The 21,695-nt window shown below is 38.7% G+C and carries 18 protein-coding genes; 13 read left to right on the forward strand and 5 right to left on the reverse strand.

Annotated elements, in window-relative coordinates; translation table 11 throughout:
• Positions 1-172 precede the first annotated feature (172 nt).
• The 3 genes from ubiH (at position 173) to O1449_RS04580 (ending at position 3,036) form a co-directional block, all read left to right on the forward strand.
• Positions 173-1,384, forward strand: coding sequence for a 2-octaprenyl-6-methoxyphenyl hydroxylase (gene ubiH / locus O1449_RS04570; RefSeq protein WP_269239297.1), 1,212 nt, complete (start codon positions 173-175; stop codon positions 1,382-1,384).
• Positions 1,381-2,613: an FAD-dependent monooxygenase gene (locus O1449_RS04575; RefSeq protein WP_269239298.1), complete on the forward strand. Its 1,233-nt coding sequence runs from the start codon at positions 1,381-1,383 to the stop codon at positions 2,611-2,613. Before ubiH ends, O1449_RS04575 begins: the two co-directional genes overlap by 4 nt.
• 174 nt (positions 2,614-2,787) lie before the next feature.
• Positions 2,788-3,036, forward strand: a complete 249-nt coding sequence (locus tag O1449_RS04580) for a hypothetical protein (protein WP_269228391.1) — start codon at positions 2,788-2,790, stop codon at positions 3,034-3,036.
• A 62-nt stretch (positions 3,037-3,098) separates the two neighbouring features.
• On the opposite strand, the gene O1449_RS04585 is transcribed toward O1449_RS04580, so the two are convergent.
• Positions 3,099-3,701, reverse strand: coding sequence for a LysE/ArgO family amino acid transporter (locus tag O1449_RS04585; RefSeq protein ID WP_269228390.1), 603 nt, complete (start codon positions 3,699-3,701; stop codon positions 3,099-3,101).
• Positions 3,702-3,804: 103 nt separating this feature from the next.
• Here O1449_RS04585 and O1449_RS04590 point away from each other — a divergent pair, with 103 nt between their 5' ends.
• Positions 3,805-4,695, forward strand: coding sequence for a LysR family transcriptional regulator ArgP (locus O1449_RS04590; protein ID WP_269239299.1), 891 nt, complete (start codon positions 3,805-3,807; stop codon positions 4,693-4,695).
• A 122-nt stretch (positions 4,696-4,817) separates the two neighbouring features.
• Here the strand turns inward: O1449_RS04590 and rsmI are convergent, their stop codons facing one another.
• Complete coding sequence (rsmI, locus tag O1449_RS04595) at positions 4,818-5,657, reverse strand: 16S rRNA (cytidine(1402)-2'-O)-methyltransferase (protein ID WP_269239300.1); 840 nt, start codon at positions 5,655-5,657, stop codon at positions 4,818-4,820.
• Positions 5,658-5,673: 16 nt separating this feature from the next.
• On the opposite strand from rsmI, the gene O1449_RS04600 reads away from it, so the two are divergent.
• The 4 genes from O1449_RS04600 (at position 5,674) to O1449_RS04615 (ending at position 8,684) form a co-directional block, all read left to right on the forward strand.
• A complete protein-coding gene (locus O1449_RS04600) occupies positions 5,674-6,606 on the forward strand; it encodes a penicillin-binding protein activator (RefSeq protein WP_269239301.1) in 933 nt (310 codons plus the stop codon).
• Positions 6,607-6,619: 13 nt separating this feature from the next.
• Positions 6,620-7,027, forward strand: coding sequence for a YraN family protein (locus O1449_RS04605; protein ID WP_269228386.1), 408 nt, complete (start codon positions 6,620-6,622; stop codon positions 7,025-7,027).
• Positions 7,028-7,097: 70 nt separating this feature from the next.
• Positions 7,098-7,808 (forward strand): BON domain-containing protein, encoded by a 711-nt coding sequence (locus O1449_RS04610; RefSeq protein WP_269239302.1) that lies wholly within the window; start codon positions 7,098-7,100, stop codon positions 7,806-7,808.
• 3 nt (positions 7,809-7,811) lie between these two features.
• Positions 7,812-8,684 carry an alpha/beta hydrolase gene (locus O1449_RS04615; RefSeq protein ID WP_269228384.1) on the forward strand — a complete coding sequence of 291 codons (873 nt, stop codon included), beginning with the start codon at positions 7,812-7,814 and terminating at the stop codon, positions 8,682-8,684.
• A 17-nt stretch (positions 8,685-8,701) separates the two neighbouring features.
• On the opposite strand, the gene nudC is transcribed toward O1449_RS04615, so the two are convergent.
• From nudC to dnaQ, 3 genes are all read right to left on the reverse strand, one after another.
• Positions 8,702-9,454: an NAD(+) diphosphatase gene (gene nudC / locus O1449_RS04620; protein WP_005157794.1), complete on the reverse strand. Its 753-nt coding sequence runs from the start codon at positions 9,452-9,454 to the stop codon at positions 8,702-8,704.
• A complete protein-coding gene (locus O1449_RS04625) occupies positions 9,454-11,100 on the reverse strand; it encodes a chemotaxis protein (protein ID WP_269228382.1) in 1,647 nt (548 codons plus the stop codon). The genes nudC and O1449_RS04625 overlap by 1 nt, the downstream gene beginning before the upstream one ends.
• Positions 11,101-11,226: 126 nt before the next feature.
• On the reverse strand, positions 11,227-12,588 hold the full coding sequence (dnaQ, locus tag O1449_RS04630) for a DNA polymerase III subunit epsilon (protein WP_269228381.1): 1,362 nt from the start codon (positions 12,586-12,588) through the stop codon (positions 11,227-11,229).
• A gap of 280 nt (positions 12,589-12,868) precedes the next feature.
• Here dnaQ and O1449_RS04635 point away from each other — a divergent pair, with 280 nt between their 5' ends.
• The 5 genes from O1449_RS04635 to O1449_RS04655 are packed head-to-tail and all read left to right on the forward strand — an operon-like array spanning position 12,869 to position 21,680.
• Positions 12,869-16,153 (forward strand): lytic transglycosylase, encoded by a 3,285-nt coding sequence (locus O1449_RS04635; RefSeq protein ID WP_269239303.1) that lies wholly within the window; start codon positions 12,869-12,871, stop codon positions 16,151-16,153.
• 6 nt (positions 16,154-16,159) lie between these two features.
• Positions 16,160-18,010: an extracellular solute-binding protein gene (locus O1449_RS04640; RefSeq protein WP_269228379.1), complete on the forward strand. Its 1,851-nt coding sequence runs from the start codon at positions 16,160-16,162 to the stop codon at positions 18,008-18,010.
• A 16-nt stretch (positions 18,011-18,026) separates the two neighbouring features.
• A complete protein-coding gene (gene yejB / locus O1449_RS04645) occupies positions 18,027-19,097 on the forward strand; it encodes a microcin C ABC transporter permease YejB (protein WP_269228378.1) in 1,071 nt (356 codons plus the stop codon).
• A complete protein-coding gene (locus O1449_RS04650) occupies positions 19,097-20,107 on the forward strand; it encodes an ABC transporter permease (protein ID WP_269228377.1) in 1,011 nt (336 codons plus the stop codon). The genes yejB and O1449_RS04650 overlap by 1 nt, the downstream gene beginning before the upstream one ends.
• Positions 20,085-21,680, forward strand: coding sequence for an ABC transporter ATP-binding protein (locus tag O1449_RS04655; protein ID WP_269230463.1), 1,596 nt, complete (start codon positions 20,085-20,087; stop codon positions 21,678-21,680). Before O1449_RS04650 ends, O1449_RS04655 begins: the two co-directional genes overlap by 23 nt.
• The last annotated feature ends 15 nt before the right edge of the window (positions 21,681-21,695 follow it).

Genomic DNA, 21,695 nt, shown 5'->3' on the forward strand with positions numbered 1-21,695 from the left:
CTACAAAGATCATAAGTTCGGAAAAATGGAAAAAGTATTTAATTTTTAAGTCTAATTTGAATGTAATTTGAAAAAAATAGACCAAACAAAGTACAAATTCCATTCCTGATTTGAGTTAGAGTAAGATAGTCCCGAAACATCAAGTCATGAAAAACTGATAAGGAATAATATTATGCAGCAACAAGTCATCATTGTCGGTGGAGGTATGGTTGGACTCAGCCTTGCTCTAATGTTGGCAAAATCTAATATCGCAGTAAAGTTATTAGAAGCTGTGAAATATCCGAATTACGATGACGAAAACGTTGCGCCTTATCATTCTAGCTTTGATGCGCGGAATACCGCATTGTCACGTCGTAGTGTACAGATTTACCAAAAGTTAGGCTTATGGGAAGCACTTCAACAACATGCTACACCAATTCTACAAGTGCATATCACCGAGCAAGGCAGCTTTGGAAAGGCTCGCTTAGTGGCAGAACAAGAAAAAGTAGAAAGCTTTGGACAAGTGATTGAGAACGCATGGCTGGGTCGTGTACTACTGACTCAAGTACGTCTACAGCCTTTGATTGAATTGATTGATGGTGTACAAGTAACTTCACTCACACAAAATGATGATGAGGTACACATCGAAGCGATGCGCAATGGTGAATATATCCATTCCTTAAAATCCAAGTTGGTGATTGCGGCTGATGGTCGTGATTCTTTCTGTCGCCAAGCGATTGGTGTGGGTGTAGATGAACATGATTATGACCAAGTAGCCATCGTCACTACTGTACAAACCTCGAAACCACATCAACAGGTTGGCTTTGAACGTTTTAGTGCTTTAGGGCCATTGGCTCTCTTACCTTTACCGGGTGAATACCGGCGTTCCGTGGTGTGGCCTGTGAAAAAGGGCACTGAGGCAGAATGGTTAGGTGAAGAAAACGATCAGCATTTTTTGGATGCTTTACAGGAAACCTATGGCGATCGTGCAGGTAAGTTTGAAAAAACAGGCAAGCGCTTTAGCTATCCACTGGCACAGGTCTTGGCACATAAGCAAGCCGTTGGGCGTGTGGTGTTGATGGGGAATGCCGCACATACCATCCATCCAGTTGCAGGGCAAGGTTTTAACCTATGTCTACGTGATGCAGATGTGTTGGTTCGTTTCTTGATGGAGCAATTGGCGAAGTCCGATGATATTGGCAGTCCTGATAATTTATTGGCTTATGAGCAAGCACGTTTAACTGATCAGCAACGGGTGATTAAATTCTGTGATTCAGTGGTACGTGGCTTTAGCAATCAAAATCCAATACTCAAATTATTACGCAATACTGGACTGATTGCATTTGATGTGATTCCGGGTGTTAAGCCTTTGGTTGCCAATTATGCAATGGGGCTAAAAGCATGAGTGAGTTATTAGATGTTGTGATTGTTGGCGGTGGTTTAGTCGGTGGATTAACCGCTTTATTGTTGGCTCAAGGTGGCGTACAAGCGACGGTATTGGATGCTGCACCTGTGCTAAATCAAGAAAAAACGTTGGCAGTGATGAACCCACGTGTATTGGCTCTGAGTCAAGCCACCATTCATTTACTTAAAACAGTGGATGTCTGGAATGATTTAGCACGTCAAATGCCTTATTCAGGTATGCAGGTCTGGAATAAAAATGGCTATGGCGAAATTAATTTTGGACATGCTTCAGAACAGCAACCTCAATCAGATCAGGCTTTGGGTTCGATGGTTGAGCCAAGTGTTTTGAATGTTGCGATTCAACAAAAAATGCTACAGCAGCTTAAAGACTATCGTACTCAAGTGAAAGTGATACGTATCGAGCAGATTTCACAAGGCTGGTCGATTCAACTGGCTGATGGGACAACATTAAAAACCAAGTTATTGATCGGCGCAGATGGCGCAAATTCATTTGTACGTGAGCAAGCTTATATTGATTTAGATGTACTGGATTACAAGCAAGCTGCGATCAGCTGTGCGATTAAGACCACTCAGCCAAATCAATATGTCGCTCGACAAATTTTCTTGCCTACAGGGCCATTGGCTTACTTACCAATGGCGAGTCTTGATTCGCAAGAGAATGGCTATTGGCAGTCGATTGTGTGGACTTTACCAGATGACTATGCGGATGAGTATTCAGCGTTAAATGATCAAGACTTTATGCGACTACTCACACAAGAGAGTCTGCATATGTTGGGTGAGGTTGTTGAGGTGCGTTCAAGAGCGCAATTCCCATTGAAAGCTCGTGCAGCGCAGCGTTACGTTAAATCAGGCTTGGCATTAATCGGCGATGCAGCACATGTCATTCATCCTTTGGCTGGACAAGGTGTGAATATTGGTTGCTTAGATGCCGCAGTTCTATGTGATGTATTACTCCATGATTTAAAACGTGGTGTATGGGCAAATGAACAAACCTTATTACGCTATGAACATCAGCGTAAGGGACAAAATGATGCGATGATGCATAGTATGTCAGCGATTGGCTGGTTAGAAAGTGCAGAATTATTTCCCTTTGTTTGGGCACGGAACTTTGGTCTAAAACAAGTTGAACAATTCGATTGGTTTAAAGATCGCTTTATGCGACAAGCCAATGGATTAGATGCCTTAGAACATACAAGCTATGCTTGCTAAAAAAACAGTAGATATTTTTTAAACAATCATTTATAAATCAGAGTGAATTTGGTCATAAAAAGCACAATTTGATGAATATTTTGCTTTGATAAATGAGAAGAGCTTGTTAAATTTCATCAAGTTCTGATGACCAAATAACGATGATGAGAGTTTAGTCATTGTGGGGAGAGTAATATGACGGAAATGAATGATTACGACGAAAACACTGAAGATTCTGCGGTAGACGATGAAGAGGCGAAAGCCGCGGAAACTGGTGCGGATAGCGAAGAGTCAAGTGCCAATGATGCAGATTTGGCTGAAGCAGAAACATTAACAGTTACTGCAAAGTTAAAACAGCGTCAAGCTTTGGAAGATGAAGTGGCTGCGTTTCTAGCACGTGGTGGGCGCATTACTGAAGTTCCGCCAGGCGAAAGCCAAGAATAAGCTTAAATAGATTCAAAAAGCATCACAATCGTGGTGCTTTCTCTGTTGCTCGAAGACTTAGATTAGAGAAGTAACGATGTACCAATACCCCACATGATACAACCAATAATAAAGTCTAATACTTTCCATGCTTTTGGGTTAGTGAATAGCGGTTTTAAGAATTTAGATCCATAACCTAAACTAAAAAAGAACATCCATGAGGCAACAATACTGCCTAAAGCAAAACTCATTTTATCCTCAAACTGTGTAGCTAGTGAGCCAATAAGTACAATGGTATCTAAGTAAACGTGAGGATTTAACCATGTAAATGCAAGCCCAGTTAAAAGTACTTTGGTTAATGTTTGATGGTGATTTTGGTCGAGTTGTATACTATGAGTTGTTTTAAATGCAGCATAGAATGATCTAGCACCATAAACAAACAAGAAAATTGCACCAAAATATTGAGCAAGTGTCATTAAAATTGAAGATGCGGTCATGCTTTCAGCAAAGCCCAATACACCTAATCCGATTAAAATAGAGTCAGAAAGCGCGCAGATAAAACATAGCCAAAATACATATTGCTGTTTGAGCCCTTGTTTTAGGACTAAAGCATTTTGAGCACCAATAGCGACAATCAGACCGCTACCGATTCCAAAACCTTTGAGAAATACACCCAGAGAGATCATAAAAAAAGAAGAGAAAATAAGATGAGAGAATTATCTGATTTTTAAACTTAAAATAAGTAGAATTAAGAATATTTAGGTTTGGCTAAAAATAATTTAGGTTAATATGCTCGATAGTAAGCAATGTGAAGCTTTTCTTGCGGTGGCTGAATTGGGAAGTTTTGATGCTGCTGGTGAATTTTTATTTATTACACCTTCGGCTGTGTCAATACGAGTACAGGCTTTAGAAAAATATCTTGGGCAAGTTCTAATCCTTCGTGGTCGTCCATCTACGCTTACATATGCAGGAGTAACCTTACTCGACCATTTGCGGCATACCCGATTAATGGAGCAAAATTTATTACAAGGTTTAATGGGTAAAACTTCTGATTCTGAATTTTATAAAATTGCCTTGGCCTCAAATGCTGATTCATTGGCAACATGGCTTTTACCTTCAATTCAATCAACACTCATTGAAGAAAAGATCGTACTTGAATTGAAAATTGATGATCAATCGCATACACATTCTTTGTTAGAAACAGGTCAAGTCAATGCGTGTATTTCTGCTGAGGCTCAAGTGATGTCGGGTTGTTTAGCACAACCACTTGGCAAAATGCGTTATAAAATGTTGGCTTCGACGGACTTTGTTAAATATTGGTTTAGACAAGGGATTAATAGGGAAAGTTTGAGATCTGCGCCCGCCGTTATTTTTAATCATAAAGACTTAATGCATTCAGACATATTATTAAAGTATTTTGGATTATCGATGCAAAGTTATCCGTTTCATTTTATTCCAGCAACAGATGCTTTCGTCAAAACAATTCAATTAGGTTTGGGCTATGGCATGGTGCCCGAGTTGCAGGTTCAACCACTACTCGAAAATGGAACACTTGTTGATATTATGCCTGATGCCCAACTTGATATTCCTCTGTATTGGCATCATTGGAAACGACAGTCTCAACAATTAGAAATATTGACTGAAACAATTATCCAAGCAGCTCAGAAAATATTGAGATAGTTGTGTTTTTTAATTGTGATGAATGTTGTTTAAAGTTAATTATATGATAGGTTGCAAGTATTCACGTTGTTAATTATTTGCAAGGTAATCTATCCAAAATTAATTACCTTGCATCACGCTTACTATTCGGCTTGGGTTAATTCCAAAGCACGTTGATAAGCAACTTTCTTTTTGATACCTGTCAAATCAGCAGCCAATTGAGATGCGGCCTTGACTGATAAATCTTGTAATAAGCGTTTTAGCAACTCATCCAATTTATCTTGTTCCATGTCTTTTTCAGCAGTGGAACCACCCACCACGACTACAATTTCACCTTTCTCTTGGTTGTGATCATTTTCAATAAATATGACTAACTCTTTTAAAGTCATTTTTTTAATAGTTTCAAAGGTCTTTGTGATTTCACGAGCAAAACCTACAGGGCGATCTTCACCAAATACCTCAGCCATATTTTTAATACTGTCTAAAATACGATGTGGTGCTTCATAGAAAATGAGTGTTTGTGTCTCATCTTTTAGTTTTTCGAGTTGGCTAATTCGTTGCGAAGCCTTTGACGGTAAGAAACCTTCAAAACTAAAGCGATCACTTGGTAAACCTACAGCACTCAAAGCTGCAATTGCAGCACAGGCACCTGGTACTGGAATGACGCGGATATTATGTTCTTGTGCTGCGCGTACTAATTTAAATCCAGGGTCACTAATTAATGGTGTTCCCGCATCACTAATCAGAGCAATACTTTCACCATTTAACATTCTTTGTATAAGTTGATCAATTTTGTTACTTTCATTGTGATCATGGCACGCTGTTAACGGTGTTGAGATATTATAGTGTTTAAATAATTGAGCAGATTGACGAGTGTCTTCTGCCGCAACCACCGATACAGACTTTAAAATATCAATCGCACGAAAGGTCATGTCATCCAAGTGCCCAATCGGGGTTGCTACAACAAATAATTGAGCACTCATAAAAGGTAACTCCCTCATGTATTACAAAAAATATTGTTTGCTGCTAGGTTTGGCAGCGCTTGTAAGTCCTGTATATGCGGACATAATCGTGATTCTACCTGAATCGGGTACGATGGCGCGAGCGAGTCAAAGCATCAAACGCGGTTTTCTGAGTGCTTATACAGCATCTGGCAGTAAAGAAAAAATTATTTTTGTAGATTCAACTAAAAATAGTATCGATACGATTTTTAAGAAAAAAATAGATCACAACGTCCATTTGATTGTTGGGCCCTTACTACGAACTGAAATTGAAGAGGTGATTCAAATGAATCCTCAAATTCCTGTGCTTGCTTTAAATGATGTTAATACTCAAATTGATAAAGTATGGCAATTTAGCTTAGCAAAGCAACAAGATGCTGCAGCATTAAATCATCGTTTTCAAAAAGATCGCATCAAAAAACTTTTTATCGTTCGAGAAACAGGAACTGAGTCAGCAACAGAACTTTTGCTCTCTGCACTAAAGGATCAATTTGCATCAGAAATAGAATTTGTTGATGAAGTACCACAAAAACGATCAAGTAAAGAAGGGGTATTATTGTTAGGGAGTCACCATTGGGTGGAACAATTAGGTACATTACCCGAAAAGAATATTTACGTCACACCGATGAGTATTGAGCAGGGACAATCTATTCCAATCGGTTTAAGTTTTTGTGATACACCCGCGCTATATAATGGACAATGGGCAGATTTAATCGAAGCCTATAAGAAACAACCAGAAACGATGGCATTTCAACGTTTATTAGCTTTTGGAGGAGATGCTTGGACGATAAGTCAACAATTATTAGAAAACCCTGCGCATAAATTCTCTTTTGAAGGACGTACAGGTACGATTAGCGTTAAAGATGGAAAAATTGATAGGCAACCCTATTGTTATCAACAACAAAAAAATGAAATTCAAATTTTAAAATAAAAATGGTCGTAGTATGGCAGAAGACATTGTTGAGGATTTGGGGCGTTGGGCAGAACAAAAAGCAAGGGAATTATTGGAATTAGAAAATTACCAATATGTAAATCAAAATTATCATTCTAGATATGGTGAAATTGATCTGATTGTAAAATCAGGTAAAGAGCTTGTTTTTGTTGAAGTAAAGGCTAGATCTTTAGGGAGTTATGCGACAGCTTGTGAAGTTATTACTCGTGCGCAACAACGTAAAATCATTAAAACAGCACAATTTTTTTTACAAAAACATCCTAATTATGATGATTTTGATTGTCGTTTTGATGTGATTTGTTTTGATTTTCCAAAGAAATTTGCAAAAACAGTACAACCAGATTTTTCCAAATTGCAGTATGATCAGCAATGGATTCAACATGCGTTTACTTTAGATTGAGTAATAATTTATTATTTTTTAAGATAAATGCCAAAGATTTAACAAGTTTGAAGATAGGGAGTCTTGCCAAGTGTTAAAACGTTTAACGATTACGTTACTTTGCGCTGCAAGTTTATCAGGATGTGCGAGTTTTATTTCAGGTGGTACAGGAACTTCGCCGATTGGTACTGAAAGTGGTGAACGTAGTTTAGGGCAGGTTTTTATTGATTCCTCAATTAAACGCACTGCAAATATTAATTTGTATAAATTGGATCATCGCTTTAAGCAGTCACGAATCAATATTGAAAGTTTTCATAGTAATGTTTTATTAACAGGGCAAGTTCCTGATCCTTATTTGAAACAATTAGCAGAAGACAATTTAAGAGCGATGAGTGATGTAAAAGCTGTGCATAATTACATTACTGTTGGTGATAAAGTAAATTACAACACGATTATGCAGGACTCTACTGTGACTGCAAATACTCGTGGGTTGCTAATAAGAGCGCCTGTTGTATCTGACAGTAAAGTATTAATTCATACTGAAAATGGCATCCTTTATGTGATGGGCCGTTTAAATACCGCTGAGATAAGAGATTTAGATGATGTCTTACAAAAAGTTGGTAATGTGAGTAAAATCGTGACACTGATTGATAATATTGATCAACCATCTGGAACGGTAGCAAGTGCTACAGCAGCAACACCGATGATTGGTGGTGCTTCAACACAACCTTTAGTTGAAACTCCAGTTGCAATTGATCCCGATCAGACTGAACCAGCGACTATTACTCCGACTAAACCCTAATCTATGAAGCAACTTATTCAACAAGTACAAGAAAATGTCATACGGGCGAAAAACTTTTATCAGGAATTTCGCCTATATGATTTAGCAAGCTATTCGATGAATTATCTGACGCCAAAGGATACTTTTGAAAAAGAAGAACATCTTGCTTATGGATTAAAAGCCAGAAATCGATTGGATCTTTATCGAACAAAAAATCCCAAAAAACAAAGACCATTAATTGTTTTTGTACATGGTGGATCATGGCAACATGGTAATAAGAGAGATTATTTATTCATTGGTGAAACCTTTGCTCGAGAAGGTTTTGATGTTGCTGTGATTAATTATCAACTTGCTCCAGAGAATATCTTTCCAGCATTTGTCGATGATCTAGCGCAAGCGATTCATTATTTGAATCAAAATAAAGCGAAGCTGAATATTTCAACTGATAACATCATTTTGATGGGACATTCTGCGGGTGCTTTTAATGTGATGTCTGTGGTGTATTCTGCTCAGCCTCAGCAATTTAAATATATCGATAATATTAAGGCAATTGTTGGCTTGGCTGGCCCGTATCATTTTGATTATAAAAATGATCCTTTATCTGAACATGCTTTTGATCAAAAAACATCGTATCAACAAGTGATGCCGTATTATTTTATCAATCCGAATAAGATTAAACATTATCTATTGATGGCTGAGAATGATCAGTTGGTTGGTAATCATAATAGTTTCGATCTTGATAAGGCATTGAGAGAAAAGGGTAATCATAGCCATGTGATGATTATTCCTAAGACTGGACACATTACCATTGTGGCGACTTTGGCCAGTTTTGTAAGCCATTACTTCAAAACCAAGCGAACGATTTTACATTTCTTAGATGAAGCTTTAGAAGAGTAAATAAAAAAGCATCTTGATTAAGATGCTTTTTTATTCTCTACGATTTGCATAATCATTGCATGTGCAATACTACCTTTAAATGGAATTTCAGGTAGTTGATCAAACTTAAAGAATTGAGCTTCGCTAATTTCTTCCACTTGTAATTGAATATCACCTGAATCATATTCAGCATGAAAAGCAATCATTAAATTACTTGGAAATGGCCACGGTTGGCTCGACATATAACGAATATTTTTCAGTTTTAAACCGACTTCTTCAAAAGCTTCTCGTTGTACAGCTTCTTCTAATGTTTCACCGACTTCAACAAATCCAGCGATTAGACCGTACATATTACTTTTATTATGCGCCGATTTCGCAAGTAAAATTTCATCATCACCTTTGGTAATGATTGTAATAATACAAGGTTGAACGCGAGGATATTGATGATAGCCACAAGCAGGGCAAACCATTGCATATTCTTTGGCGTGAATTTCAGTCATATGACCGCAATGGCTACAGAATTTATGGTTACGTCGCCATTCTAATAGTTGAACTGCTCGACTGGCTTGAAGGAATTCTGTAGTTGACCATGACTGAATCAATTCACGGATTGGAACGAGCTGATAGCCATCGGGAATGGCTTCATTTTCAAGTAGATCCCGCGCGATAACGTGATCATTATGATTCAAGGGTAAATCACTTGCTAACTTTTCAACTTCTGGCAATTGAAGATTTTGGTCGACTAGCAGTTTTTGGTGTTGAAAAATATAAGCAAGTGATAGTTGAGTCATTATGCGGCTATGTTCTGTAATTGCTGACTGCTTGATAATGCCACATCAAACATAGATTGCAATACAGGCTGCTTATTGTTCAGGTTATCAACGAGTAAATCTAAACTAGCAACAACATTTAGAATGCAGTTAATTTGCTCAGCATCAATCGCTTCATTTTGATTCAAACGATGCTGTGCAAAATGTGCTGCACCTAACAGTGCAGTTTGTTGAGCAGAGCTACCTAAGAATAACGCAGCGCCTGATAACTCATTCAGATATACAGGAAGGGCTTCTAATGTATTAGCTGTTGGATCTTGTACATACAAACTTAAGGTTTGAGTCAATGTTTCAATCAAAATCTTAGTTTCAGTCAACAATGCTCGATGAGCTTCATCTAAACGATCTAAAGAAATTTGCATATTATTGACGCGTAATTGTAAACGACTTGAAGTGTAATTACGCTCTAAGATACCGATTGAATTCATTGATGCCAAAATACTATTCATTAACTGTTGAATAGAAGTTGCATCAGTTAATGTATTCGGTTGACTCAATTTTTCAGCTTGCTGAGTTAATTCTTTCGCTGCTTCATTTAAGTTAAGTACCTTAAATACATTAGAAAGTTGAGTTAACTTTTGCTGTAGTTCTTGGGTTTTTTCAGCTGACATATTTTGATGGTTATACTCAATTTCATTACGAATTTGAGCCATTTCATTTGTTATTAATTGACTGATTGTATGTACCGTTTCATAGTCAGGACCGTATAAATGACGACTCAAAACTTGAAGTTGAGTATCACTGAGTAATTCATCACCAATGTTCAATTGTTGACGAATATGTTGTGATAAATCATCTTCTTGACTGATGCAGATCGTCAAAATATCTGCCAAATCAGCAATACTGTTTTGATAAGTTGTTGGTTGAGCCAAGAATTTTGCAATATTCGTTTCGATTTGAATAAGGGTGCGTAAACGTGCTTCTGTAATCAAAAGCTCATCAATATGTCCTAAGCCTACATTGACCAATTGCCAATATTGTTGGCTCGGTAGATTGTTGGCTAAACCTGCAAGGTAAACACCAACGAGTTTAATTCCTTGTAAATCGAGAGGAGATTCACTTTGTTTAATCAGCTTGTTTAAGCATAATTTATAAAGTTGGTGGATATACTTCGATTGTTCCAAGCTTGGTGCTTGTGGCAAATTGAAATTCGGTGTCATGAAGTCCAAGAAAGGTTGCAGAGCTTGTCCTTCTTTGGTGATCGGTTTCCCCAGTGCTTTTTCTAAACGATTGAGTGTATCTGTTAAGAACTGAGGCACTCTTACTTCACGTAAACAAATAAATTCCATATAGCGTTTTAACATCGTTGTACCTTCACTGAGAGCAACGACATCGCTAGTTTTAATTTGTTGAGGTTGAGCCATGATTTGGCGCATAAGCTCAGCTGAATATTGAGTGATTTGTGCTACATGAGGTATATCAATTAATGCAAGTACTTGTGTGCATTGTTCGAACTGATTAAGTGCGTCATCAATACCAAAAGGCAATGCTTGTTCTTCGGCAAGCGTATTGACTGCTGTCTCCACCAATTTAATCGAATTATCGATCTCATTTTTTATTATTAATAATGCAGTTGGGTCGAAATGAATCGAGGTTTGGTAAGACATATGACCTACACCTTTCCTAAGTTGTTATATCCATGAACCTCCTAGAATAGGAGGTAAAATCATTAACAGTTAATATAACTTAAGTTTTAAAACTTGAAATACAAAAAATTACACTCAACAGCAAATTTATTTTGCAAAAAGGCAAGCGTTTCCATGTTTTTGCTCAAATTGTTTGACCCAAGTCTCATGTTCATTTAGTTCATGTTCTGATGGATAGATAATTGGTAAATCTACTTCGATACGAGAACGAGTGGTTTTATTTTGGTTTTGTTCATTTTGTGAAAGGGCATCCATATCAAAAGAAACTTGTCCACCCGTCATTGCGAGATAAACATCAGCCAAAATTTCAGCATCGAGTAACGCACCATGGAAGGTACGATCACGTGCAGGAATTTCATAACGGCGAACTAAAGCGTCTAAAGAGTTCTTTTGCCCAGGATGTTTATTTTTAGCTAAAGCCAGTGTATCTGTAACTTCGCAAACATCTGATAATAATGGCAGCCCAGCACGTTTGAACTCCATATTTAGGAAGTTCATATCGAATGTCGCGTTATGCGCAATAATTTCAGCGCCCTGTAAAAAATTAAACAGTGTGTCAGCAATTTCTGCATATTTAGGTTTATCTTGCAAAAACTCGTCGCTGATACCGTGAATATCCTCAGAGTCACCTACAGGTTTTTCTGGATTGATATAAATATGAATTGAGCTTCCCGTAAGTTTACGATTGATCATTTCAATCGCACCAACCTCAATAATACGGTCACCATCTTGGAAATAGAAACCTGTAGTTTCGGTATCCAGAATAAGTTGGCGAGGGCCTTGCAACTGAACTTTTGCCTCAGTAATAACAATCTGAGGGTGAGCTGTCGTTGTTGATGTATTTGGGCTTGCTGAGTGACTTAGTACAGCTACATCAGGATTACTTTCTTCGATACTGAACTCTTCGACTTCTTCAACCAAGTTATCGATATCTTCATCAAGGTCGAGACCAAATGGATCATCTAATAACCAGTCGGATTCAGGCTTTTTTGTATCAGCGTTAGCCTGCACGAGAGATTTCATTTGTTTGGCCGTTTGTTCGGCACCGAGATTGGCCAATTGATCAGCCATTTCATTACCAGCATGTCCCGCATGCCCTTTGATCCAATTCCATTCAATTTCTCGGTTAGCGCAGACAGCATCTAACTTTTTCCATAAATCAGGATTTTTAACATCTTTCCAATTTTTCTTTTTCCAACCATGAATCCATTCAGTAATACCTTGTTTAACGTAATTGGAATCTGTCCAAATAATCAAATGTGCATCTGTAGGGCAGAAACTTACGCCTTCAATCGCAGCTTGCAGTTCCATTCTGTTATTGGTTGTTTCAGGTTCTCCGCCACAAAGTTTATGTTCACCCTGTTCGGTAATGATATATGCACCCCAACCACCTAAACCTGGATTGCCTTTACATGCGCCATCAACATAAAGTGTGATTGTTTGAGACATAGTTGAACCTAAAGTTAAAAGTTTGTGTTGTATTGCGAGATTGCATTCATAAAAAACGATGTTTTATTTGAATGTACATGGCTAGAGTTTAGCACTCTAGCTAGATAAGTTATATTTTAAAGCTTAATTCGGGTGTTGAACGGTTACAAAACTCATATTTTTTAATTTCTTGTAACATTTCCATGCAAATCACGTTAAATTATTGCCTTGTCTAAGTGACATGCTTTACTACAATGGCAAATCAAAGAAATAAACTAGCGTGAGTTGACTGGAAGTTTTTATGTATAAATCGAACACATTGGTGCTGCGAACATCTGCAACATCATTATTCAAAATCACTGTACTCACTTCTGCTCTAACTGCGTTGGGAATCACGACAGGTTGTTCCTCAACTCCACAGTCAAATAAAGTATCCTCATCTAAGCAAGTTGGTTCAGGTTATTTGGATGCAAGTAGTTTAGATTCTTTAGAAGATTTATTATCAGCTACCGATATGCGCGCTGTTGAAGGTGATCGTTTATTGGTACTGAAGCACGGTGATGTGTGGAAGCGAATGACGGTTGGATTCAAAATGGATTTAAACCATTGGGATTCTCGTATTGAAGCACAACGTAGTTGGTTTATTTCTCGTCAACCATATTTAGATCGCTTAAGCGCGCGTGCCAGTCGTTATTTGTATCACACGGTTAAAGAAGCTGAACGTCGTGGTATGCCAACCGAATTGGCTTTACTTCCTGTTATTGAAAGTTCTTATGACCCGGCTGCAACCAGTAGTGCAGCAGCAGCAGGTCTATGGCAATTTATCCCAAGTACGGGACGTATTTATGGTTTGCAGCAAACCAGTTTATATGATGGTCGCCGTGATGTGGTTGAGTCGACGCGTGCTGCTTATGAATTTTTAGGGAGTTTATATAATCAATTTGGTTCATGGGAATTGGCTTTGGCTGCTTATAATGCAGGGCCGGGTCGCATTCAACAAGCCATTAACCGTAATCGTGCGGCAGGCTTGCCAACAGATTATTGGTCATTAAAGCTCCCACAAGAAACCATGAACTATGTACCGCGCTTTTTAGCGGTAGCGCAGATTATTAAAAATCCAAGTGCATATGGTGTTGCGTTACCTCCAATTGCGAACCGACCTCACTTTCGTGAAGTAGGTCTGGCTGGGCCTTTAGAATTGAATCAAATTGCTTCGATTACAGGTTTAAGTCGTGCTGAACTCTATGCATTAAACCCTGCACATCGTGGAGAAATGGTTGACTCAACCAGTCCAATGCGCATTTTAATTCCCGCAGATTTAAGTCCGTCAGTTGATACGAAATTGCGTTCTGGAAAAGTAAGTTCAGGTGGTTTCTGGGCAAGCAATAGCCAACCACCTGCGATGAATAACCCATCGAATGTGGTTACGACAACAGTTCGTACAACAACCAACTCTGGTCAGACGATTACACCGTCAACTAAGACACCACCGCCTTTAACAGCAAGTAATACAGTAGCAACGCGCCCAACAACATCAACGCTGACTAAAACTAATACACCAAAAGGTTCTGATGCATTAGCTTCATTTGCTGCTGCTGCCGATGTGCCTAGTGCCCCGCGTATTCCTGTTGCGATTACACCCGCAGAAAATGTAAAGCCAGTTAAGATTGAGCCACCGATTTCGGTTAAAGAGCGTGAACAAATTATTGCCGCTGTAAAAGAAACGGGCGAGAAGAAAACAGTTACTCAAGTATTAGAACCACAAGCGACACAAGCAGAAAAAGATCAAGTCGTTGCTGAAATCAAAGCGATTGCGCCACAAGGTACAGAAATTGTCGACCCATTTGATGGCAAGATTAAATTAACAGCAATTCAAACCAGCCAATCTGTTGCTGATCAGAAAGGAGTTGAGGTCAGCAAGGGCTTTGCGTATCCGAAAAACTTAGTTGAAGATGCGACAACTGCAAATAGTGAAGATGCGAAGCGCAATCAAGGAAAGCCGTATATTAAAACCGATACCGATGTGGTTGTGGTTGCACCGAAAGGCAAGCGTAGCACCTACGTTGTACTACCTGGCGATACCCTCGCATTCATTGCACAAAAGAACGGGGTGAATTGGCGTGATATCGCAACGTGGAACCAGATTGATCCAACAGGTACGTTATTTGTAGGTGCAAGCTTGTATTTGTATGATGCAAAACCGCAAGTGATTGAGCCACCGAAAGTGGTTGAGCGCAAACCTGAGAGTTATGTCGTACAATCAGGAGATAACCTCACCAATTTAGCAGCACGTTTTGATTTAAGCCTGAAACAGTTAGCTGACTATAATAATTTGTCAGTCACTGATAATTTATTTGTTGGGCAAAAATTATCGTTAAAAGAACCAAAAAATAATACACGTAATACTCCAACGACTCCACCACAATCAACGCGTAGCACAGAAACGAAAGCATCTATTGCCCCGAAGGTTGCTACGAAGTCTTATACGGTGAAACGTGGTGAATATTTAAAGTTGATTGCTGATCGTTATGCTTTATCTAATCAAGAGCTGGCTGATTTAACCTCAGGTTTGACTGCGAATAGCAATTTGTCTGTGGGGCAAAAAATTAATGTACCACAGCATGAGGTCTCAAAAACTGAAGAAGTGGCTGAGCCTAAAAATACGGTTAAATATGAAAATGTAACTGCATCGAGTCATTATAAAACAGAGTCCTATATTGTACAGCGTGGTGATACTTTATCGAGTATCGCAACAAAATCTAAAATTACATTGAGTGAATTGGCTGAACTGAATAACCTGAAAACCAATAAAAGTGTGCGTTTAGGTCAGGTTTTAAAGATTCCAGCAGGTTCAACGATTCCTGAGCAGTATGTGGTGCAATCTGGTGATAGCTTAAATGCAATCGCCAGTAAATATGAGCTTACCGTGAATTATATTGCTGATCTAAATGGTTTGGAACGCACAGCAGGCGTTCGCGTTGGACAAAAGCTAAAACTCACAGGTGACGTGTCAAGCAAAAATAATGTGAGCAGTAATAGCAAGTCAAAAGATAAGGATAAGCAAGAAACTGCGCCAGATATTTATACAGTTAAATCTGGAGACACTTTAGGCAATATTGCGAGTCGCTATTATTTACAACTGGATTATGTGACCGCTTTAAATGGCTTATCTCGTGGTAGTAGCGTTCGTGTGGGTCAAAAACTGAAACTCACAGGTGATGTACCAAAAGCAGAAACAGCAAAAGCGGAAAATAGTAAGAATAGTTCAAAGTCAGTGCCAAGCAAGAATACTGAAAAATATACGGTTAAAGCAGGCGAGTCTTTGAATAGTATTGCAAGCCGTTTTGGTTTGTCAGGTCGTGAATTAGCAGAGTTAAATGATCTGAAAGCCAATGCAAGTTTACAACGTGGTCAAAGTATTTCTGTCCCTAAAACAGTGACTGAATATAAAGTAAAACGTGGTGATACTTTGATTGGTTTAGCAAGTAAATATGGGATGGATACCAGTGCGCTTGCTGAAATGAATGATCTCACTCCAAGTACTCAATTGCGGATTGGTGATGTGATTAAAGTACCAAATCTGTAATTGTTAATGAATTCATTTGTTTTATTTAAAAGGCTTAGTCTATTTTATGGATTAAGCCTTTTTGTTCAGCTTTCATTTGCGACGATGCAGACCACACCTTATTTAGCCATTCATGTTCAACCCAAATATGCAAAGTTGAGTTCGATGCCTTATGCCAATCCGAATGCGCCAAAAGGTGGAATCCTTAGCCAATCTAGCTTGGGGACATTCGATAATTTAAATAGCATGAATGGCAAAGGGAGTTCTACTGAAGGGGTGAATTATCTTTTTGATAGTTTAATGGATCGTGCTTTAGATGAGCCACGCGTCATGTACCCGTTACTCGCAGAGAAGGTGAGTTATGATCCTGATCATCTTAAAGATGTGACCTTTCATTTAAATCCTCAAGCCCGTTTTAACAATGGTCAGCCTTTGACCGCAGAAGATGTTAAATTCACCTTTGATACCTACCAAACGAAAGCCAATTTAGGTTTTCAAATGTATTTGTCTGATTTAGCAAAAACAGAAGTGATTTCTAAGTATCAGGTCAAATTTATTTTTAAGTCCAAGAACAATGTGGAAATGCCACTGATTCTGGCGAGTCTACCGATCTATTCAAAATTGGATTGGAAAAATAAAGATTTTACGCGTGTGACACTACAACCGATTGTCGGTTCAGGGCCTTATATTGTTGATCGAATTGATGCAGGGCGGAGTATCACCTATAAACGCAGTCCGAACTATTGGGCAAAAGATTTGCCTGTCAATAAAGGACGTTATAATTTTGATCGACTCAAATATGTGTATTATCGGAATTTAGACGTCAGTTTTGAGGGTTTTAAATCTCGACAATTCAATTTGTATGAAGAAAAAAATATCCGAAATTGGGTTACAGCTTATCATTTTCCCGCCGTGCAAGCAGGTCAGATCAAAAAATACAAAGCACGTTTGGGGACACCACTCGATATTCAAAGCTTGGTATTTAATATTCGTCGTTCACCACTGAATGATATTCATCTTCGTAAAGCACTTACGTATGCTTATGATTTTGAATGGCAAAATAAGGCTTTATTCTTTAATCAAAATTGGCGTTTGCAAAGCTATTTTGATAATACAGATTTGGCTGCAACAGGTCGACCCAGTGCTAAAGAGTTAAAAGTACTGAAACCTTTCTTCGCTCAACTAAATTCAGTCATGCGACAGGGGCTTTTAGCCGATTGGCATTATCCTATTTCGGATGCGAGTGGTTTTAATCGGCAGAATTTATTGGTTGCACAACAGATTTTAAAAGATGCAGGTTATGTAATTCGTCGTAATCAGTTATATGATCGACAGGGTAAAGCGGTTCGTATTGAATTATTAATGCAGCAAGAAAATCCACAACGTGAGTTGATGCCTTTTGTGCGTAATTTGAATCGTTTAGGAATCCAAGTCAATCTTAGACAGGTGGATGTTCCACAATATATGGAGCGAATCCGCCACCAAGATTTTGATATGATGATGTTGAAATTGCCACAAACTTTGACACCTGGTAAGGAGCAAGCCCAGTTTTGGGGGAGTGCTGCTGCGGATGAAGCAGGAAATTATAACTATTCAGGGATAAAGAACCCAGCAATTGATCAGATGATCGAGAAAATTGTGGCAGCCAAAAGCCGTGAAGATGTGGTGCTCTATACACATGTACTCGATCGTTTATTACGCGCAGGTTATTATCAAATTCTGACCTATGGTAAACCTGAGCGATGGTTTGCTTATTGGGATATCTATCAGCAACCTCAAATTAAACCGAAGCTTTCTATAGGATGGGAATATTGGTGGGTGGATGGAACGAAAGCGAAGAAACTCGACCAACCTATACGAAAATCTGACTTAAAATAATTAAGGATCTTATTAGATGGTTCACTATATTCTGAAAAGAATGTTATTGATGATCCCAACTTTATTTTTCATTTTATTGATTAATTTTACGATTGTGCAAATTGCACCAGGTGGCCCTGTCGAACAAGCCATTCAGCAAATTCAGAATGCGCAAGGTTTAGGTGTTGGGAATAATGCCCAATCCAGTTTGAGTACCTTGGCTCAATATCAAGGGGCGCGTGGGTTAAGTCCAGAGATGATTGAAAAGATCAAAGCACAGTATGGTTTTGATCGTCCTGCATATGAACGTTTTTGGTTAATGCTCAAGGGCTATCTCACCTTGGATTTTGGCACCAGTTTTTTTAAAGATAAACCTGTAACACAACTGCTCTATGAAAAGTTGCCTGTCACGCTGTCTTTGGGAATATGGAGTACTTTTCTCATTTATTTGATTGCGATCCCACTGGGAATTAAAAAAGCCAAAAACAATGGTTTACTGTTTGATCAATCTACTTCGTTATTACTTGCGGTGAGTTATGCCATTCCATCATTTGTCTTTGCCATTCTGCTCATCGTTTTTTTTGCTGGGGGCAGTTATCTACAATGGTTTCCATTACAAGGGTTGGTCTCTGAAAACTTTACTCAACTCAGCCTATTGGCAAAAATAAAAGACTATCTATGGCACATGAGTTTACCGATTCTGAGTATGGTATTGGGGAGTTTTGCTGCACGAACCTATCTGACCAAATATTCTTTTGTAGAAGAATTAAAGAAACCGTATGTTCTGACGGCACGATCAAAAGGTTTAAATGACAATCAGGTACTTTATGGGCATGTTTTTCGTAATGCGATTTTGGTGGTGGTTGCAGCTTTACCCGAAGCATTGGTCGGTATTTTCTTTGTCGGCAATTTATTTATCGAAATTATTTTTAATCTCGATGGGATTGGTTTATTGGGTTTTGAGGCGATCACCCAACGTGATTATCCTGTGATTTTTGGAACCTTATTTTTATTTACCTTATTTGGAATGATCTTACGTTTAATTGGCGATTTGCTCTATCAAATGATTGACCCTCGGATTGATTTTGAAGCGAGAGGTGGAACATGATGTCACCGCTGATGCGCGCACGATTTCACCGTTTTAGACAAAATAAATTGGGTGTCCGTTGTCTCATTCTATTTTTAATCATTTTTATTTTGTCATTATTTGCGGAATTGATCGCCAACGATAAACCTTTGTTGGTTCGTTATCAGCAGTCCTTGTATTTTCCTATTTTTAAAGATTATCCAGAAACCACGTTTGGTGGTGTTTTTGAAACGGCGACAGATTATCAAGACCCTGCGGTAAAACAGCTGATTCAGAATCAAGGATGGATGATTTCTCCACTCGTTGCATTTTCTTATCAGTCACCAAATCTTTCGCTTACTGTACCAGTTCCCTCCAAACCGAGTTCACAAAATTGGCTTGGAACAGATGATCAGGGACGAGATGTATTCGCTCGTATTCTCTACGGTTTGCGTGTTTCTCTCCTATTTGGATTTGCTCTGACACTTTGTTCCGCTGTGATCGGTGTTATTGTCGGTGCAATACAAGGCTATTATGGGGGATGGATTGACTTGATTGGGCAGAGGATTCTGGAAGTGTGGGGTGGTTTACCTATGCTTTTTATCGTCATGATTTTGGTCAGTATGTTTAGCCCTAGTGTGTATTGGTTGTTTTTGATCATGTTGTTGTTTGGTTGGACAGAGTTAGTGGGATTAGTCAGAGCAGAGTTTTTACGTGCCCGAAATTTTGACTATGTTCGTGCGGCTCAAGCATTAGGTGTTCGTGATCATCAAATTATCTTTAAGCATATTTTACCCAATGCCATGAGTTCTAGCTTGTCGCAAATACCTTTTATGTTGACCGCCAATATTATCGCTTTAACTGCATTGGATTTTCTGGGTTATGGTTTACCTGCTGATGCCGCTTCACTTGGGGAGTTGTTATTGCAAGGCAAAAATAATCTCGATGCACCTTGGCTGGTGCTTTCAGGATTCTTTACTTTGGCGATTGTATTGTCTTTATTGATTTATATTGGGGAGGCGGCACGTGATGCATTTGACCCAAGACGATAATACTGTTTCAAATCCAGCTTTATTAAGAGTTAAGCGACTCAGTATTCAAAATGAAACAGGACATCGTCTTGTGGAAGATTTGAGTTTTGATGTTTATCCTGCACAGACTGTTGCGATTGTGGGAGAAAGTGGGTCTGGTAAATCAATCAGTGCGTTAGCTTTATTGGGATTGTTACCTAATAATCTAACAGTACAAGGACAAGTTGAGTTTGCAGGTCAAGCGCTGTTGTCTTTAAGTCCAATTCAGTTACAGCAGATTCGAGGCAAGCGGATTGCCATTATTTTCCAAGAACCAATGACTGCGTTGAATCCTTTGCATCGTGTAGAAAAAATGATGGCTGAAAGCCTGATCTTGCAAGGTGTTTCTAAAGCGGATATTCGACAACAGACACTTTCTTTATTGCAGGATGTTGGGATTGCTGAAGCAGCGCAAATTCTTAAATGCTATCCACATGAGTTGTCGGGTGGGCAACGACAGCGTGTGATGTTGGCGATGGCTCTAGCTTTAGAGCCAGAGATTTTGATTGCGGACGAACCAACAACGGCTTTGGATGTTGTGTTGCAAGCTCAGATTCTCACGTTGTTAAAAAAACTCCAAGAGCAACGAAACATGGCGATGATTTTGATTAGCCATGATCTAAATCTTGTTAAGCAATATACAGATCATGTCGTTGTTCTGAATCAAGGTCACGTAGAAGAGCAGGGCAATACCATTGATATCTTTACACATCCTCAAACGGCATACACACGAAATTTACTTAATCATGATTTTGGACAAGCTCTATTAATAGCACCAAGTGAAAAATTACTTGAACTAAAAAATGTCACGGTCAAGTATCCTATCAAACGTGGTTTATTGAACCAAATTAAAACGTATAAAGTCGCAGCGGACTCAATAAATTTCAATTTGTCCAAAGGCGAGGCTTTGGGTATTGTTGGTGAGAGTGGTTCGGGAAAATCATCATTGGCTTTGGCAATTGCACGTTTGATTTCAAGTGAAGGAGAAATTTTCTTGCATTCCCATAACTTAAATCAACTCAATCAAAAACAACTTCGCACCCTACGCCGTGATTTTCAAATTGTATTCCAAGATCCATTTAGTAGCTTGAATCCTCGTATGTCTGTTGAGCAAATTATTGCGGAAGGGCTTCACCTTCAAAATATTACCAAGCAACGATCTGATGAGGAAATTGATGACGTTTTAACGAAAGTTGAACTCTCTTTGGAGGATAAAAACAAATATCCGCATCAACTTTCAGGTGGTCAACGACAAAGGGTCGCACTGGCACGCGCTTTGGTTTTAAAGCCTAAATTGATGATTTTGGATGAGCCGACTTCTGCATTAGATCGCAGCACTCAAATGGCGATGATTCAACTGTTACGCCGTTTGCAGCAACAAGAGCAGATCAGTTATGTGTTTATCAGTCATGACTTGCAAGTCATTAAAGCCTTGTGCCAAAAAGTCATGGTGATGCATCAGGCGAAAGTATTGGAATATCAAGCAACAGCACTTTTATTTAGTCAGCCTCAAACGGCGTATACCCGTCAATTGATTGCCGCGAGTGAATATTAGCATTGAAATTAAATT

It is taken from the genome of Acinetobacter sp. TR3 (assembly GCF_027105055.1).
In the GTDB taxonomy this organism is placed as follows: domain Bacteria; phylum Pseudomonadota; class Gammaproteobacteria; order Pseudomonadales; family Moraxellaceae; genus Acinetobacter.

Excerpts from the sequence above, each read along its gene's own strand:
- O1449_RS04580 (WP_269228391.1), top strand. The coding sequence starts at position 2,788 with ATGACGGAAATGAATGATTACGACGAAAACACTGAAGATTCTGCGGTA.
- ubiH (WP_269239297.1), top strand. The coding sequence starts at position 173 with ATGCAGCAACAAGTCATCATTGTCGGTGGAGGTATGGTTGGACTCAGC.
- O1449_RS04640 (WP_269228379.1), top strand. The coding sequence starts at position 16,160 with ATGAATTCATTTGTTTTATTTAAAAGGCTTAGTCTATTTTATGGATTA.
- dnaQ (WP_269228381.1), bottom strand. The coding sequence starts at position 12,588 with ATGTCTCAAACAATCACACTTTATGTTGATGGCGCATGTAAAGGCAAT.
- O1449_RS04625 (WP_269228382.1), bottom strand. The coding sequence starts at position 11,100 with ATGTCTTACCAAACCTCGATTCATTTCGACCCAACTGCATTATTAATA.
- O1449_RS04655 (WP_269230463.1), top strand. The coding sequence starts at position 20,085 with ATGCATTTGACCCAAGACGATAATACTGTTTCAAATCCAGCTTTATTA.
- O1449_RS04600 (WP_269239301.1), top strand. The coding sequence starts at position 5,674 with ATGTATTACAAAAAATATTGTTTGCTGCTAGGTTTGGCAGCGCTTGTA.
- O1449_RS04575 (WP_269239298.1), top strand. The coding sequence starts at position 1,381 with ATGAGTGAGTTATTAGATGTTGTGATTGTTGGCGGTGGTTTAGTCGGT.
- O1449_RS04635 (WP_269239303.1), top strand. The coding sequence starts at position 12,869 with ATGTATAAATCGAACACATTGGTGCTGCGAACATCTGCAACATCATTA.
- rsmI (WP_269239300.1), bottom strand. The coding sequence starts at position 5,657 with ATGAGTGCTCAATTATTTGTTGTAGCAACCCCGATTGGGCACTTGGAT.
- yejB (WP_269228378.1), top strand. The coding sequence starts at position 18,027 with ATGGTTCACTATATTCTGAAAAGAATGTTATTGATGATCCCAACTTTA.
- O1449_RS04605 (WP_269228386.1), top strand. The coding sequence starts at position 6,620 with ATGGCAGAAGACATTGTTGAGGATTTGGGGCGTTGGGCAGAACAAAAA.
- O1449_RS04590 (WP_269239299.1), top strand. The coding sequence starts at position 3,805 with ATGCTCGATAGTAAGCAATGTGAAGCTTTTCTTGCGGTGGCTGAATTG.
- nudC (WP_005157794.1), bottom strand. The coding sequence starts at position 9,454 with ATGACTCAACTATCACTTGCTTATATTTTTCAACACCAAAAACTGCTA.
- O1449_RS04650 (WP_269228377.1), top strand. The coding sequence starts at position 19,097 with ATGTCACCGCTGATGCGCGCACGATTTCACCGTTTTAGACAAAATAAA.
- O1449_RS04615 (WP_269228384.1), top strand. The coding sequence starts at position 7,812 with ATGAAGCAACTTATTCAACAAGTACAAGAAAATGTCATACGGGCGAAA.
- O1449_RS04585 (WP_269228390.1), bottom strand. The coding sequence starts at position 3,701 with ATGATCTCTCTGGGTGTATTTCTCAAAGGTTTTGGAATCGGTAGCGGT.